The sequence below is a fragment of the Streptomyces sp. NPDC055025 genome, from assembly GCF_053608565.1.
In genome coordinates, this window is sequence record NZ_JBSGVS010000082.1 from 21,467 (window position 1) to 35,269 (window position 13,803).

Annotated in this window: 14 protein-coding genes and 1 pseudogene; 8 read left to right on the forward strand and 7 right to left on the reverse strand. The window is 70.7% G+C overall.

Features of this window, described 5'->3' with window-relative positions; genetic code table 11:
- Positions 1 to 30 precede the first annotated feature (30 nt).
- From ACWGDX_RS34960 to ACWGDX_RS34970, 3 genes are all read left to right on the forward strand, one after another.
- Entirely contained in the window at positions 31 to 420 is a 390-nt protein-coding gene (locus ACWGDX_RS34960; protein WP_363080791.1) for a VOC family protein, read from the forward strand.
- A gap of 190 nt (positions 421 to 610) precedes the next feature.
- Positions 611 to 895: a hypothetical protein gene (locus tag ACWGDX_RS34965; protein WP_453632211.1), complete on the forward strand. Its 285-nt coding sequence runs from the start codon at positions 611 to 613 to the stop codon at positions 893 to 895.
- A gap of 50 nt (positions 896 to 945) precedes the next feature.
- On the forward strand, positions 946 to 2,127 hold the full coding sequence (locus ACWGDX_RS34970; RefSeq protein ID WP_453632213.1) for a glutathionylspermidine synthase family protein: 1,182 nt from the start codon (positions 946 to 948) through the stop codon (positions 2,125 to 2,127).
- A 128-nt stretch (positions 2,128 to 2,255) separates the two neighbouring features.
- On the opposite strand, the gene rocD is transcribed toward ACWGDX_RS34970, so the two are convergent.
- The 4 genes from rocD to ACWGDX_RS34990 form a co-directional block, all read right to left on the reverse strand.
- The gene (gene rocD, locus ACWGDX_RS34975; RefSeq protein ID WP_453632215.1) at positions 2,256 to 3,512 is read right to left on the reverse strand and encodes an ornithine--oxo-acid transaminase; all 1,257 of its coding nucleotides are present in this window, start codon (positions 3,510 to 3,512) and stop codon (positions 2,256 to 2,258) included.
- 184 nt (positions 3,513 to 3,696) lie between these two features.
- Positions 3,697 to 4,380: a hypothetical protein gene (locus ACWGDX_RS34980; RefSeq protein WP_453632217.1), complete on the reverse strand. Its 684-nt coding sequence runs from the start codon at positions 4,378 to 4,380 to the stop codon at positions 3,697 to 3,699.
- 174 nt (positions 4,381 to 4,554) lie between these two features.
- Positions 4,555 to 5,508: a hypothetical protein gene (locus ACWGDX_RS34985; protein WP_453632219.1), complete on the reverse strand. Its 954-nt coding sequence runs from the start codon at positions 5,506 to 5,508 to the stop codon at positions 4,555 to 4,557.
- Positions 5,501 to 6,130 carry an RNA polymerase sigma factor gene (locus ACWGDX_RS34990; protein WP_453632221.1) on the reverse strand — a complete coding sequence of 210 codons (630 nt, stop codon included), beginning with the start codon at positions 6,128 to 6,130 and terminating at the stop codon, positions 5,501 to 5,503. Before ACWGDX_RS34990 ends, ACWGDX_RS34985 begins: the two co-directional genes overlap by 8 nt.
- Positions 6,131 to 6,219: 89 nt before the next feature.
- On the opposite strand from ACWGDX_RS34990, the gene trpS reads away from it, so the two are divergent.
- Positions 6,220 to 7,233, forward strand: coding sequence for a tryptophan--tRNA ligase (gene trpS / locus ACWGDX_RS34995; protein ID WP_365906042.1), 1,014 nt, complete (start codon positions 6,220 to 6,222; stop codon positions 7,231 to 7,233).
- Between the two features lie 387 nt (positions 7,234 to 7,620).
- Positions 7,621 to 8,247 (forward strand): 2'-5' RNA ligase family protein, encoded by a 627-nt coding sequence (locus tag ACWGDX_RS35000; RefSeq protein ID WP_453632223.1) that lies wholly within the window; start codon positions 7,621 to 7,623, stop codon positions 8,245 to 8,247.
- A 122-nt stretch (positions 8,248 to 8,369) separates the two neighbouring features.
- Here the strand turns inward: ACWGDX_RS35000 and ACWGDX_RS35005 are convergent, their stop codons facing one another.
- A complete protein-coding gene (locus ACWGDX_RS35005) occupies positions 8,370 to 9,125 on the reverse strand; it encodes a decaprenylphospho-beta-D-erythro-pentofuranosid-2-ulose 2-reductase (protein WP_453632225.1) in 756 nt (251 codons plus the stop codon).
- Positions 9,126 to 9,272: 147 nt separating this feature from the next.
- A pseudogene (locus ACWGDX_RS35010) lies at positions 9,273 to 9,422 on the reverse strand (decaprenylphosphoryl-beta-D-ribose oxidase); the annotation flags it as partial.
- 117 nt (positions 9,423 to 9,539) lie between these two features.
- On the opposite strand from ACWGDX_RS35010, the gene ACWGDX_RS35015 reads away from it, so the two are divergent.
- Entirely contained in the window at positions 9,540 to 10,607 is a 1,068-nt protein-coding gene (locus ACWGDX_RS35015; protein WP_453632227.1) for a YihY/virulence factor BrkB family protein, read from the forward strand.
- Here ACWGDX_RS35015 and ACWGDX_RS35020 read toward each other — a convergent pair.
- Positions 10,555 to 11,895, reverse strand: coding sequence for a D-alanyl-D-alanine carboxypeptidase family protein (locus tag ACWGDX_RS35020; RefSeq protein WP_453632236.1), 1,341 nt, complete (start codon positions 11,893 to 11,895; stop codon positions 10,555 to 10,557). The genes ACWGDX_RS35015 and ACWGDX_RS35020 overlap by 53 nt on opposite strands.
- 148 nt (positions 11,896 to 12,043) lie before the next feature.
- Here ACWGDX_RS35020 and ACWGDX_RS35025 point away from each other — a divergent pair, with 148 nt between their 5' ends.
- Both ACWGDX_RS35025 and ACWGDX_RS35030 read left to right on the forward strand, forming a co-directional pair.
- Entirely contained in the window at positions 12,044 to 12,298 is a 255-nt protein-coding gene (locus ACWGDX_RS35025; RefSeq protein ID WP_453632229.1) for an SCO4848 family membrane protein, read from the forward strand.
- A gap of 75 nt (positions 12,299 to 12,373) precedes the next feature.
- Positions 12,374 to 13,708 (forward strand): metallophosphoesterase, encoded by a 1,335-nt coding sequence (locus ACWGDX_RS35030; RefSeq protein WP_453632231.1) that lies wholly within the window; start codon positions 12,374 to 12,376, stop codon positions 13,706 to 13,708.
- Positions 13,709 to 13,803: the final 95 nt, after the last annotated feature.

The window sequence follows — 13,803 nt, forward strand, 5'->3', positions numbered from 1 at the left end:
CGTGAGTTTGCCTTACGGAGGCATTCCACAGTGTCGATCCAGTTGAATCACACCATCATTCACTCCCGGGACAACCGGGAATCCGCTGAATTCCTGGCCCATATCCTCGACCTCCCGGTAGGGACCGAGTGGGGCCCGTTCATCCCCGTCGAACTGAGCAACGGCGTGACCCTCGACTTCGCCTCCATACCGCCGGAGTCGATCGTGCCGCAGCATTACGCCTTCCTGGTCAGCGAGGAAGACTTCGACGGAATCTTCCGGCGCATCCAGGACGAGGGCGTCACGTTCTACGCCGATCCGCATCAGAAGCACCCCGGCGAGATCAACCACAACGACGGTGGCCGCGGCGTGTACTTCATCGACCCGGTCGGTCACGCCATGGAAGCCATCACCCGCCCGTACGGCGGCGGCGAGAACTAGTCCCCGTCCAACAGTGGCCCTGGGGGCGGCGGTTCCGCCGCCCCCAGCGGTTTGCCGGGATCTGCCCGGACTCGCCGCGAGGGTGCACCACCTCTTCGATGAGCAAGTGTGGCCAATTACTGTGTATGAACGGTCAGAAAGAGACCGCTTCGTAGACAACGGGTTCACGTGCAACGGGGGAGGGCGGCGCATGACCGCGCGGCGACGGAGGCTGAGGTCGAGCACGGTCGTGCTCGGCGGTATGGGACTGCTGGCGATCACGATCACATCCTGCGGGTCGGAGCCCGACAAACGGTGTGCCGACCGGACGACCCGGGCGTCACTGCCCAGTTCCCAGTGCGAGAGCGGTGGCAGCGGCTCGTACTACTACGGCGGATCCAGCACGAAGGGCAAGGTCGAAGGGGGCAGCTTCGACAAGTCCGCCGTCGACCGCGGTGGTTTCGGCTGCTCCAACTCCGGTTCGGGCGGCGGCTGAATGACGCCCCGCCGCTCCGCCACCCGCCCCGGCGCCCGGGTGACTCGCTGATGAAACGTCACAGCATCGAACCCCGGGCCGACTGGCAGCGGACCGTCGAGGAACAGGGCGTCATCTATCCGCTCACCCGCTACCCGGACGGAACGCTCCGTCCGTACTGGGACGAGAGCGCCTACTACACCTTCACCCTGCCCGAGGTGGAGGCCCTCGAAGAGACCGTCGAAGAGCTGCACGCCCTCTGTCTGGGCGCCGCCGCGCATATCGTGGAGCGGAACCGGTTCGCCGAGCTGGGGATCACCGACCCCGGACTGACGGCCCTCATAGCCGAGTCCTGGCGGCGCCGCGCCGAACTCCCCTCCATCTACGCCCGGTTCGATCTGCGCTACGACGGCACAGGCCCGCCCAAGATGCTGGAGTACAACGCCGACACCCCCACCTCACTGGTCGAGGCCGCGAGCGCGCAGTGGTTCTGGCTGGAGGACCGGTTCCCCGACGGCGACCAGTGGAACTCCCTCCATGAGCGCCTCGTCGCCGCCTGGAAACGTCAGGCCGGCCTCCTCCCGCCGGGTCCCGTCCACTTCGCCCACTCCGACGGGGACGAACTGGGCGAGGACCTGATGACCGTGGCGTATCTGCGGGAGACCGCCGAACAGGCCGGGCTCGCCACGGAGGCCCTCTCCGTCGAACAGATCGGCTGGGACCGGCTCTCCGGCCGTTTCGTCGACGACCGGCTCCGCTTCATCCGCACCTGCTTCAAGCTCTATCCATGGGAGTGGCTGACCACCGACCGGTTCGGGCCGTATGTACGAGACACCCTCGACAACGGTGGTGGCACCGGCACCACCTGCTGGATCGAACCCGCCTGGAAGATGCTCCTCTCCAACAAGGCACTGCTCGCGATCCTCTGGGAACTCCACCCCGGTCACCCCCATCTGCTCCCCGCCTATCTCGACGGCCCCCGCGAACTCGCCTCCTCCCGCGGCTATGTCGCCAAGCCCCTGCTCGGCCGCGAGGGCGCCGGGGTCACCGTCCATGAACCCGGCCGGCCGCCGGTGATCCGGGACGAGGCCTGCTGCTACCAGGAGCTGGCCCCGCTGCCCGACTTCGACGGCAACCGCGTGGTGCTCGGCGCCTGGATCGTCGAGGACGAGGCGGCGGGACTCGGCATCCGGGAGTCGTCGGGCCTGATCACGGACGAGTACGCCCGCTTTCTGCCCCACGTCATTCTCTAGACCGCCCGGCCCGGACCGGGCGGGGCGGTCCAGCCCAGGCGGGGCCCGGACCGGGCGGGGTCCACCGCATCGGGGCCCGCCGGACCTGGTCAGGCGGGGCCCATCGCATCGGGCCTGGCCGGACCTGGTCAGGCGGGGGCGCCCGCAGGCTCCCGTCCGTCGGTCCCCGGCTGCCGGTCCTCGGCCGTCAGCACCGCGCGCAACTGGTCCAGGCCCCAGTCCAGGTCCTCCTTGCTGATCACCAGCGGGGGAGCGATACGGATCGTGGAACCGTGGGTGTCCTTCACCAGCACACCCCGGTCCATCAGCCGCTCCGAGATCTCCCGGCCCGTCCCGCGCGACGGCGTGATGTCCACCCCGGCCCAGAGCCCACGGCCCCGTACCGCCTCCACCGCCCCGCCGCCCACCAGCAGCCCCAGCTCATGGTGGAGATGGTCACCCAGCTCCGCGGCGCGCTGCTGGAACTCACCGGTCCGCAGCATCGCGATGACCTCCAGCGCCACGGCGCAGGCGAGCGGATTGCCGCCGAACGTCGAGCCGTGCTCACCCGGGCGGAACACACCCAGCACCTCGGCCGACGACACCACGGCCGACACCGGCACCACCCCGCCGCCCAGGGCCTTGCCGAGGACATACATGTCGGGGACCACACCCTCGTGCTCGCACGCGAAGGTCTTTCCCGTCCGGCCCAGGCCCGACTGGATCTCGTCCGCGATGAACAGCACATCGCGCGCCCGGCTCATCTCCCGCACCCCGGCGAGATAGCCCGCCGGCGGGACCAGCACCCCGGCCTCGCCCTGGATCGGCTCCAGCAGCACCGCCACGGTGTTCTCCGTCATCGCCGCGTCCAGCGCCGTGAGATCGCCGTACGGAACGATCGCGAACCCCGGTGTGTACGGTCCGTAGTCCGCCCGCGCCTCGCTGTCGGTGGAGAAGCTGACGATGGTGGTCGTACGCCCGTGGAAGTTGTCGGCCGCCACGATGATCTTCGCCATCCCGTCCGGCACGCCCTTGACGCGGTACCCCCATTTCCTGGCGGTCTTGACCGCGGTCTCCACCGCCTCCGCCCCCGTGTTCATCGGCAGGACCATCTCCATGCCGCACAGCTCCGCCAGGCTCGTACAGAAGTCGGCGAAGCGGTCGTGGTGGAACGCCCGGGATGTCAGCGTCACTCTTTCGAGCTGTGCCTTGGCGGCGTCGATGAGTCTTCTGTTGCCATGGCCGAAGTTGAGCGCCGAATATCCGGCGAGCATGTCGAGGAAGCGCCGTCCCTCGACGTCCGTCATCCACGCACCGTCCGCCGAGCTGACGACCACGGGCAGCGGGTGGTAGTTGTGCGCACTGTGGGCCTCCGCCGAGGCGATGGCACTCTCCGTAGTCGACACGGGTTCTCCGATCGGTCAGGACAAGCTGTCCGGCGTGGGCGGGACGACGCCCTACTTTCTATCGTCGCTCACCCTGTGCGGGAAGAAACCTTGCACCCGGCGTGCCCGGCTGAACAGGTCCCGAGAAGGACGGACAGCTCCCGGGACGGGACATCCGGTCCACACGTCCGGCCGACCGGGACGGCTATATCTCCAGGAGCTGCTGACGCGGTCCGTCTCCAGGCCCCCGCTTCCCACCGCGCCGGAAGGGCGGGCGCGGCAGCCGCGCCGCCAGGGGCCGTATCCCCAGACCGATGGCGACCCCGGCCGCCAGCCCCGGTATCGCCCACCACCGGACGGAGCCCGCGTCCGCCCCGGAGCTCCGCGAACCGGCGCTCTCCGTCCCCCTGCCGTCCCCCGGACCGGCCGCCGCCGACGGGACGGGGTCGGCGGGCGCGGCACCCTCCCCGGTCTTCGGGCCCATCACCCCCAGCTTCCTCAGCAGCGCGTGCAGCCGCGCCGGTCGCTTCGCCCTGTGCCAGACCCCGTCCGACGACGCGGGTTCGGATGCCGTATGGATCCAGACCGTGGCGGGGTCCGCGCTGGGATACAACTGGTCCACCCGCCAGGGCCGCACATCATGGACCATCCAGGTGACATTGATCAGCCGTGAGCCCACCGCCCCGTCCAGCGAGACCGGGCGCTCCCGCTGCCCCGCAGGCCGCGCCATCGGGTCCGCCGGGGCGCCGAGCTGCCGCATCAGCTCCTCGTAGTCCCCATCGCTGTAGTAGAGAGCGGCCGTCTCCCCGCTCTCGGGCGAGGCGACCAGCACGCTGGTCGGACCTCCGGCCACCGCGCTCGGGGCACCCACCCAGGTCAGCGCCAGCATCGCCACAAGTGCGCCGATCCACCGGAGCGTTCGCGCATATCGCGGTCGCATCATTCCCCCTGCCGACGCGCGGTACGGACCGTCCGAACCGCGTCCGCGTCACCTCCTTTACACCGCCCGGCCCCGATCGGTTCCCACTTCTCCCGCGTCTTCCGAGTCTTTTCCCGCGCCGTCTCAGCGCGGCGATCCGCCGTCTCCGCGCACCGATTCCGCGATGGCCTCCGCCCGTGCCACCGACGTCACCCCTTCCAGCCGCAGCGTCAGCCGGTCGCCGTGCGGCCAGAGCAGTGTGGGGCCCGCCGGCCGGACGGATTCGGTCCAGCCCTCGCCGTCCCCGCCGATCAGCCGGAAGCGCAGCAGATGCGGCTTCCCGAACCACAGACCCGTGGTCCCGTCGCGCAGCGAGAGCCATTCCGGCATCACGCTGACTTGTTTCACAAAGCCGATGTCCAGGGTCGCCGGGAACTCGTCCAGACGGATCGTCCGCCCCCGCTCGGTCCAGCAGAGACTGACCACGGACCGGCCGGGCGACGCCTCGGCCAGCGACACCACATCCGGGTCGCCCAGCTCGGCCGGCACCCGGGGGGTGAAGCCGGCCCGCCGCGCCGCCTCCGCGATCGTCACCGGCCGGTGGCACCCCGGGGCCGGTACCGAGGAGGGCGCGGCGGGTGGCGTACGGGGGCCGGCCGACGGGTCATATCGCACCTCGACCCCGCCGAAGTCGAACCAGTCCGCGACCGCCGCCCGCACCGGAGGCGTCAGCACCAGCACGACCAGCAGTCCGGAGAGCCCGGCGGCCACCCTTCGCCATCGCTCGCGCAGCCACCGGCGCACCCGCGCCGACCGCCCTGGCGGCCCCGCCGGCCCCGGCGGCTCAGGCACAGTCGCGGGCTCCGTCCCCGGCCCTGTCCCCGTTCCCGCTCCTGTCCCCGACCTCAGCACCGGCACCGGTACGGCCTCGGCGAGGAGCTGGGCCAGCACCCGCTCGGCCATCGTCTCGCCGTCGACATCGGGAATCCGCATCCCGCGCCCCAGCGCCCTCAGCTCTTCCACCAGCCCGCTGTCCTCCCGCGATCCGCCCGTGGCCGCCCTCTCGTCACCCCTGTCGCCATCCGCCTCGTCACCCATGCCCCTCACCTCCCTCCCGGCCGTCCTGACCTGGTGCCGTCACGATTGCGCCCAGCTTCTTCAGCGCGCGGTTCAGCCGCGACTTGACCGTGCCGCGCGGCCAGCCCAGCACCTCGGCCGTCTCCGCCTCGTCCATCTCCAGCAGATAGCGGTACGTCACCACCTGCCGCTGGTCCTCGCTCAGCTTCTCCAGCGCGGACACCAGCAGCGCGCGCCGCTCCTCCGCCACGGCCGCCATCGCCGGGTCCGCCGACTCCGGTATCAGCGGCTCGGAGCCCAGCAGCATCGCCTCCCGCCCGGCCACGGCCCGCAGCCGGACCGCCGAGCGCACTGTGTTCCTTGTCTCATTGACCACGATCCGTATCAGCCAGGGGCGGAACGGGGAGCCGTCCTTGAAGCTCCCCAGCGAGCGATACGCCTTGAAGAACGCGGCCTGCACCACATCCTCCGCGTCCGGCCCCGCGCCACAGGCCACGGCGGCCCGCAGGGCGACGCCCGTATACGCGCGCACCAGCTCCGCATACGCCTCCGGCTCACCGGAACGCACGCGCGCGATCACCGCCGACTCATCCGCAACCGTCAGGGTGCGGCCCCCCTCCAGGGTCCCCTCCCGAGTGCTCACAGCTTTGATACACCGCCCGCCCCGGATCGGTTCCCACTCCACGGAGATCCGTTCACGGGCTGTGGGTCACACCTGAGAGAATGGTGGACATGGCCTCTGATCGTCCCCGCGCGCTCTCCGGAATCCAGCCCACCGCAGGCTCGTTCCACCTCGGGAACTACCTCGGTGCGGTGCGCCAGTACGTGGCGCTGCAAGACACCCACGACGCCTTCTACATGGTCGTGGACCTGCACGCGATCACCGTTCCGCAGGACCCCGCCGAGCTGCGCGCCAATACGCGCCTCGCCGCCGCACAGCTCCTCGCCGCCGGTCTCGATCCTCGGCGCTGCACGCTCTTCGTCCAGAGCCATGTGCCCGAACACGCCCAGCTCGCCTGGGTCATGAACTGCATCACCGGCTTCGGCGAGGCCTCCCGGATGACGCAGTTCAAGGACAAGTCGGCCAAGCAGGGCGCGGACCGCGCCACGGTCGGCCTCTTCACGTATCCGATCCTCCAGGTCGCGGACATCCTGCTCTACCAGGCCAACTCCGTGCCGGTCGGCGAGGACCAGCGCCAGCACGTCGAGCTCACGCGCGATCTCGCCGAGCGGTTCAACACCCGCTTCGGCCCGACGTTCACGGTTCCCGCGCCGCACATCGTCAAGGAGGTCGCGAAGATCTACGACCTCCAGGACCCGACGATCAAGATGAGCAAGTCCGCGTCCACGCCCAAGGGTCTGGTCAATCTGCTCGACGAGCCGAAGACCACCGCGAAGAAGATCAAGAGCGCGGTCACCGACACGGGCACGGAGATCCTCTTCGACACCGTGGCCAAGCCGGGCGTGAGCAATCTGCTCACCATCTACTCCACACTCACGGATACGCCCGTCGCGGAGCTGGAGCAGAAGTACACCGGTAAGGGTTACGGCGCGCTGAAGACGGATCTGGCGGACGTCATGGTCGATTTCGTGACCCCGTTCAGAACCCGCACCCAGGAGTATCTGGACGACCCGGAGACGCTGGACTCGATCCTGGCCGAGGGTGCGGAGAAGGCGCGGGCCGTCGCCGCCGAGACCCTGGCGCAGACCTACGACAGGGTCGGCTTCCTGCCCGCCAAGCACTGAGGCCGGCCGGGCCGGACGGGCTGGACGGTCCGGACGGGGCCGCACCGGCCGGACCGGGTCCGGACGGGTCGTACAGCCCGTACAGCCGTACGGGCCGGACACCCCACCGCCCACCCGCCACCGCCCGTCGGCCACCGTCTGCCAAGCACCGCCCGTGGAGCACCGCCCCGCCGGGCACCGGCGACGGGGCACCGTCGGCCTGTGGCCGCCCGCCGAGCACCGCTCATCGAGAGCCGGCGGCCACACGGACGGAGGCTCCGTCCGTCGGTCGGCGTACGCGGAGGGGCGAGCGCTGGCCAGTCGGCCGGTGCGACCGTCACACTGGCGGACGGTGGCCCTGCTCATCACCACCCACACACGGACGACACACGGACTGAGGAGAACGACGTGGGGACCGTAACGCTCGGCGTTTCGATCGCGGTCCCGGAGCCGTACGGCAGCCTGATCCAGGAGCGGCGTGCGGGCTTCGGCGATCCCGCCGCGCACGGCATCCCCACGCATGTCACGCTGCTGCCGCCCACCGAGGTCGACGCGTCGGCGCTGCCCGCGATCGAGGCGCATCTCGCGTCGGTCGCGTCGGCGGGCAGGCCCTTCCCGATGCGTCTCTCCGGTACGGGTACGTTCCGCCCGCTCTCCCCGGTCGTCTTCGTCCAGGTCGTGGAGGGCGCGTCGGCCTGCACCTGGCTCCAGAAGCGGGTCAGGGACAGCTCGGGACCGCTCGTCCGCGAACTCCAGTTCCCGTACCACCCCCATGTGACCGTGGCGCACGGCATCGCCGAGGAGGCGATGGACCGGGCCTACGAGGAGCTGTCCGAGTACGGTGCCGCCTGGAGCTGCACTTCCTTCGCGCTGTACGAGCAGGGCACCGACGGGGTGTGGCGCAAGCTGCACGAGTACGCGTTCGGCGGGGACGGGGAGGCCTCGGGAGTGCCCTTTCAGACCACCCCCGTCCGCGACGACACCCCCGCCGATCACAGCACCCCCGTCGACCGACCCGCCTCGCTGAGCCCCTGAGCGCTCGTGAGCGCTCCTGAGCGCCTGAGTCCGCAGGGTGCCCAGGCGGCCCGGGGCCCGGTGACCGGCTCGCAGGGGGTTCGGCTCGCACGGGAGTCGGCTCGCGCGGGGTTCGGCTCGCCTCAGACCGGCAGTCTGCGGAACACCGGACGCGGCAGATGCCGTACCGCCGACATCACCAGCCGCAGCGCCCCCGGCACCCACACCGTCTCCGAGCGCCGCCGCAGTCCCAGCTCGATCGCCGCCGCCACCGCCTCCGGCGTGGTGGCCGGCGGCGTCGCCTCATGGCCGGCCGTCTTCCGCGACCGTACGGAGCCGGGCCGCACGATCATCACCTGCACCCCCGTGCCCTGCATGGCGTCCCCCAGCCCCTGGGCGAACGCGTCGAGACCCGCCTTGCTCGACCCGTAGATGAAGTTCGCGCGGCGGGCGCGCTCACCGGCCGCCGAGGAGAGCACGACCAGCGCGCCATGCCCCTGCGTCTGCAACGCGCCCGCGCACACCAGTGCGGCCGAGAGCGCGCCGGTGTAATTGGTCTGCGCGACACGCACGGCCGCGAGCGGGTCGGCCTCGTCGTGCGCCTGATCGCCGACGATCCCGAACGCGAGCAGCACCAGGTCGATGTCGCCCTCCGCGAAGACCTTTCCGAGCGACTCCGTGTGGGCGGCGGGGTCCAGGGCGTCGAAGGCGACGGTACGGACGTCCGCGCCGAGGGTCCGCAGCCGGTCGGCCTCGGTGTCCAGGGCGGGGGAGGGACGGCCCGCCAGCCAGACCGTACGCGTACGGCGGGTGATCAGCCGGCGCGCGGTGGCGAGACCGATCTCCGACGTACCGCCGAGGATGAGCAGGGACTGCGGGATGCCGACGGCGTCCTTCATGGTGGATCGCTCCTGGAAAAGCGCGGGGACACGGGGGAGACGCGGGGAAGACAAGAGAGGGAGGGGAGGGAGGGGGGAGGAGAGAGAAGATCAGGAAGACGCAGGAAGGGGCCCAGGAAGGGGCTCAGGAAGGGCCCAGGAAAGGCCCCGGCCGAGGCCACGGGCGATCGCGCCACGGGGTCCCGCGCCGCGTACGGCGTCGGCCGCTTCCTCGTACGAACGGGGGCGCACGAGCAGCGCGGTCGTCGGAGCCGTACGGCCCCAGCCGGTCAGGGAGACACAAGGGTCGGCAGACATGATGGTGACCGTATCGCCCTGTAAGGCATTCTTTGTCACCTTTCCTGTCGTGCTCGTATGAATGGGTGGTCGGTGATGCGTGACGCTGGTTCGCCGATCCCGGGGTAGGTCTCCACCATGGACTGGCTGAAGAGAATTCCGGTGCTCGGGCCGCTGATCGGCCCGCTCGTGGACCGGCTGGCGCGGACGCATGCCTGGCGGTCGTACGAGACGCTCGACCGGGTCCACTGGACCCGGCTGGCCGCCGCCATCACCTTCATCAGCTTCATCGCGCTCTTCCCGCTGATCACCGTGGGCGCGGCGATCGGTGCGGCGCTGCTCAGCCAGGGCCAGCTCGACCGGATCAAGCACGGAGCCGAGGAGCAGGTCCCCGGTATCTCCGGCGAACTGGACATCGACGCCCTGGTGGCCAACGCGGGCACGGTCGGAGTGGTGGCCGGCGCGCTGCTGCTCTTCACCGGTATCGGCTGGATCGGCTCGATGCGCGAATGCCTGCGGGCCGTCTGGGAGCTGGACGAGGCCGACCAGGGCAATCCGTTCGTGCTCAGGGCCAAGGACGCGGTGGTGCTCCTGGGCCTCGGCGCGGTCGGACTGGGCTCGCTCGGCGCCTCCACCGTCGGCTCCACGGCCATCGGCCGGACCGCCGCCGGGCTGGGTATCCCCGAGGGCGGCGCGGGCGGGGTGGTGCTTCAGGCCGCCGCTCTGCTGGTCGCGGTCGTGGCCGACTTCGTGATCCTGCTGTACGTGCTCACGCTGCTGCCTCAGGTGCAGCCGGCCCGCCACCGGCTCTTCGTCGCCGCGCTCATCGGCGCCGTCGGCTTCGAACTGCTCAAACTGCTGATCGGCGGCTACATCAAGGATGTGGCGGCGAAGAGCACGTACGGCGCGTTCGGGGTGCCGGTGGCGCTGCTGCTGTGGATCAACTTCACCGCGAAGCTGCTGCTGTTCTGCGCCGCCTGGACGGCGACCCCGGACCGGGACACCCCGGCCGAGGACGACAGCGTCGCCTATGACGGCGGCGCCCCCGCCCCCTGCGACGGAGCCACGCGCGCGGACGTGGCGACTCGCACGGAGGAGGCGACCGGAGGGGACGCAGCCACGCGTGCGGCCGGGGCCACTCGCGCGGACGGGGCTACTCGCGGGGACGCCGCCGGACGAGGTCGGGGAGCGGCCAGCGACGGTTGACCAGATAGACACCGCCGGCCAGCACGATCAGCGCCCCGCCCGTCACCGCGAGCGCGGTCCCGACACCGCCCGTGCTTCCGCTGTTCGCGGCGGCGAGCGGCTTGCCCTGCTCGATGCCCTTGATCGCCTCGGCACCCACGGGGGTGGGGGTCGGTGAGGCGTTCGTCGTGGCCGACTTCGGCGGCACCAGCGTCCCGACCGGCTTCACCTTCCCCGCCGCCGCGAACCCCCAGTCCAGCAGACGCGTGGTCTCCTGGTAGACCGCCTGGCCCTCGTGCGAGGACGGGTTCATGACCGTGACCAGCAGCACCCGCCCGTTCCGCTCGGCGACCCCGGTGAAGGTCGCGCCCGCGTGGGTGGTGTTGCCGTTCTTCACGCCCGCGATGCCCTTGTACGGGGCGATCCCGGGGGCGCCGGTGAGCAGCCGGTTGGTGTTCTGGATCTCGAAGAACTCGCGCCCCGGCTTGACCTTCTTGCTCTTCTCCGGCTTCTCGCTCTTCTCGCCCTTCTCCGGTTTCTCCGTGTTCTCCGGCTTGATCAGATCGCCGGGGAACTTGGCCGTGGCGGTCGCGCAGTACTCGCGGAAGTCCTTCTTCTGGAGGCCCGAGCGGGCGATCAGAGTGAGGTCGTACGCACTGGAGACCTGCTTCGGCTCGTCGTAACCGTCGGGCGAGACCACAGTGGTGTCGAGTGCCTGGAGCTCGTCGGCGTGCTCCTGCATGTCCTGCACGGTCTTCGCGACTCCGCCGTTCATCGCCGCGAGCACATGGACGGCGTCGTTCCCCGAGCGCAGGAAGACTCCGAGCCAGAGATCATGGACGGTGTACGAGAGGTGCTCCTTGACGCCCACCAGGCTGCTGCCCGCGCCCACGGGTTCGAGGTCCTTGGGCTTCACCTTGTAGGACCGGGTCTTGGAGAGCTTGGGCAGCAGTGTGTCCGCGAAGAGCATCTTGAGCGTGGAGGCCGGCGGCAGCCGCCAGTGGGCGTTGTGCGAGGCCAGTACCTCCCCCGACTCCGCGTCCGCGACGATCCAGGACCGGCCGCTCAGTTTCTTCGGCAGAACCGGGGCACCGGCGCCGAGATTCACCTGGGTGCCCGCCTTGCCGAGCTTGGCCCCGCCGACGGTGGACATCGACGCGGGCGGCTGGGGCTCCTTGTCGGGGCTCTCGGTCCTGGTGTCCGCCGACGCGGGCACGGCGGTCAGAATGGGCAGCAATGCGGCGGCGATGACCGTCAATGCGGTCTTTTTCAAAGCGGACACGATCGGAAACGTACATTGTGACGACATCATTTCCGACACCGGCGGGGTGAACCGCCGCTCCCTCCGCCGAACCGGCCCAACGTCCTGCCCCTTTGGCCGGACTTCGGCCTGTTCCGGCCGTCCGGCCGCAGGACCCCGTTGCCGCCGCCCGTGGAACGCCGGTGATACTGAATCCATGAAGCTCAGCCGCCCCGTGTCGTGGTTCCTGCTCGTGTTCGGGGTGTGGAGCTGGTTCATCTGGATCACTTTCGTCAAGAACCTCTGGCAGGACGGGAGCGGACTCGCTTTCGACGACGCCGGTGAGCCGACAGGTTATTTCTGGGTGCATCTGCTGCTCGCCGTCGTGTCCTTCCTTCTGGGGACGGCTGTGGGCGCGATCGGGTTCCGCGGTGTACGCGCGCTCAAGCGCGAACAGCGCGAACAGCGCTGACAGCGCGAACAGCGCTGACAGCCGGCAACAAGGGCTGACCGCAAAACAACTAGGACAGGAATAGGGGGACCGTTCGTGGTCGTCGTGGTCGTTCTCGCGGTGCTCGCCGTCGTGGCGGTGATCGTCGGGGCGCATTGGTTTGTGTGGCGGCGCCTGGTGCGCGACACGACGGAGTCGAGCGGTACGGCCCGCAGGCTGGGCACCGTCGCCATCGTCGTACTGCCGGTACTGTCCGTCGCCGCCGTGGGCGTGGGGCGGTCCGGGACGCCCTTCTGGCTCCAGCGGGTGCTGGCCTGGCCGGGCTACCTCTGGCTGGCGGTGCTGCTGTATCTGGTGCTGGCCCTGGCGGTGGGTGAGGCCGTACGGCCCCTGCTCCGGCGGCTGATGGACCGCCGGGAGACGGAGCGCGAGGCCGCCGCCCCGGACCTGGTCACCGCTGGCGCCCCGGCTGAGGCCCGTACGTCCACCGCGTCCACCGCGTCGTCCGTGTCGTCCGCGTCCGCCCCCGCGAGCGGGGTCATAGCCGACGGTCCGCGGGACGATCAGGCATCCCCTCCCGCCACAGGCACCACCGCCTCCACCTCCCCCTCCCGCCGGCTCTTCGTCTCCCGTGTCGTCGGCGGCGCCGCCGCGACCGCCGCGCTCGCCACCGTCGGCTACGGCACCTACGGCGTGCTGCGCGGCCCCCGGATCAAGCGTGTGACCGTACCGCTCGCCGGACTCCCGCGCGGCGCCCACGGTTTCCGTATCGCCGTCGTCAGCGACATCCATCTCGGCCCGATCCTGGGCCGCGCCCACACCCAGCGCATCGTCGACACCATCAACTCCGCCAGTCCCGATCTGATCGCCGTCGTCGGGGACCTGGTGGACGGCAGCGTCGAGGACCTGGGCCCGGCGGCGGAACCGCTCGCCGCCCTGGAGGCGCCGCACGGCGCGTTCTTCGTCACCGGCAACCACGAGTACTTCTCCGGCGCCGCCGCCTGGGTCGACCATGTACGCGAACTGGGGCTGCGGCCCCTGGAGAACGAGCGCGTGGAGATACCCGGCTTCGATCTCGCCGGGGTCAACGACGTCGCGGGCGAGAGTGAGGGCTCGGGTCCCGACTTCGAGAAGGCGCTCGGCGACCGCGACCGGACCAGGACGTCCGTACTCCTCGCCCATCAGCCCATCGTCATCGACGACGCCGTACGCCACGGCGTCGGCCTCCAGCTCTCCGGACACACGCACGGCGGCCAGCTCTGGCCGGGCAACCTCGTCGCGGAGCTGGCGAACCCGACGGTGGCCGGACTGGAGCGGTACGGCGACACGCAGCTCTATGTGACACGCGGCGCGGGCGCCTGGGGCCCGCCCGTACGGGTCGGGGCCCCCTCCGACATCACCCTCGTACAGCTCGCCTCGCGCCAGGCCTGAGAGCCGCGGGGAGCCGCCGGGGGGGCCCGGCGCGGTGGCGTGGGGGGCGCTCCCGGCGTCTTGGGGCGGGTCGCCCGGACCCGGCGGCGCGGTGC

Excerpts from the sequence above, each read along its gene's own strand:
- ACWGDX_RS34965 (WP_453632211.1), top strand. The coding sequence starts at position 611 with ATGACCGCGCGGCGACGGAGGCTGAGGTCGAGCACGGTCGTGCTCGGC.
- ACWGDX_RS34970 (WP_453632213.1), top strand. The coding sequence starts at position 946 with ATGAAACGTCACAGCATCGAACCCCGGGCCGACTGGCAGCGGACCGTC.
- ACWGDX_RS34980 (WP_453632217.1), bottom strand. The coding sequence starts at position 4,380 with ATGCTGGCGCTGACCTGGGTGGGTGCCCCGAGCGCGGTGGCCGGAGGT.
- ACWGDX_RS34985 (WP_453632219.1), bottom strand. The coding sequence starts at position 5,508 with ATGGGTGACGAGGCGGATGGCGACAGGGGTGACGAGAGGGCGGCCACG.
- trpS (WP_365906042.1), top strand. The coding sequence starts at position 6,220 with ATGGCCTCTGATCGTCCCCGCGCGCTCTCCGGAATCCAGCCCACCGCA.
- ACWGDX_RS35005 (WP_453632225.1), bottom strand. The coding sequence starts at position 9,125 with ATGAAGGACGCCGTCGGCATCCCGCAGTCCCTGCTCATCCTCGGCGGT.
- ACWGDX_RS35015 (WP_453632227.1), top strand. The coding sequence starts at position 9,540 with ATGGACTGGCTGAAGAGAATTCCGGTGCTCGGGCCGCTGATCGGCCCG.
- ACWGDX_RS35020 (WP_453632236.1), bottom strand. The coding sequence starts at position 11,895 with ATGTCGTCACAATGTACGTTTCCGATCGTGTCCGCTTTGAAAAAGACC.
- ACWGDX_RS35025 (WP_453632229.1), top strand. The coding sequence starts at position 12,044 with ATGAAGCTCAGCCGCCCCGTGTCGTGGTTCCTGCTCGTGTTCGGGGTG.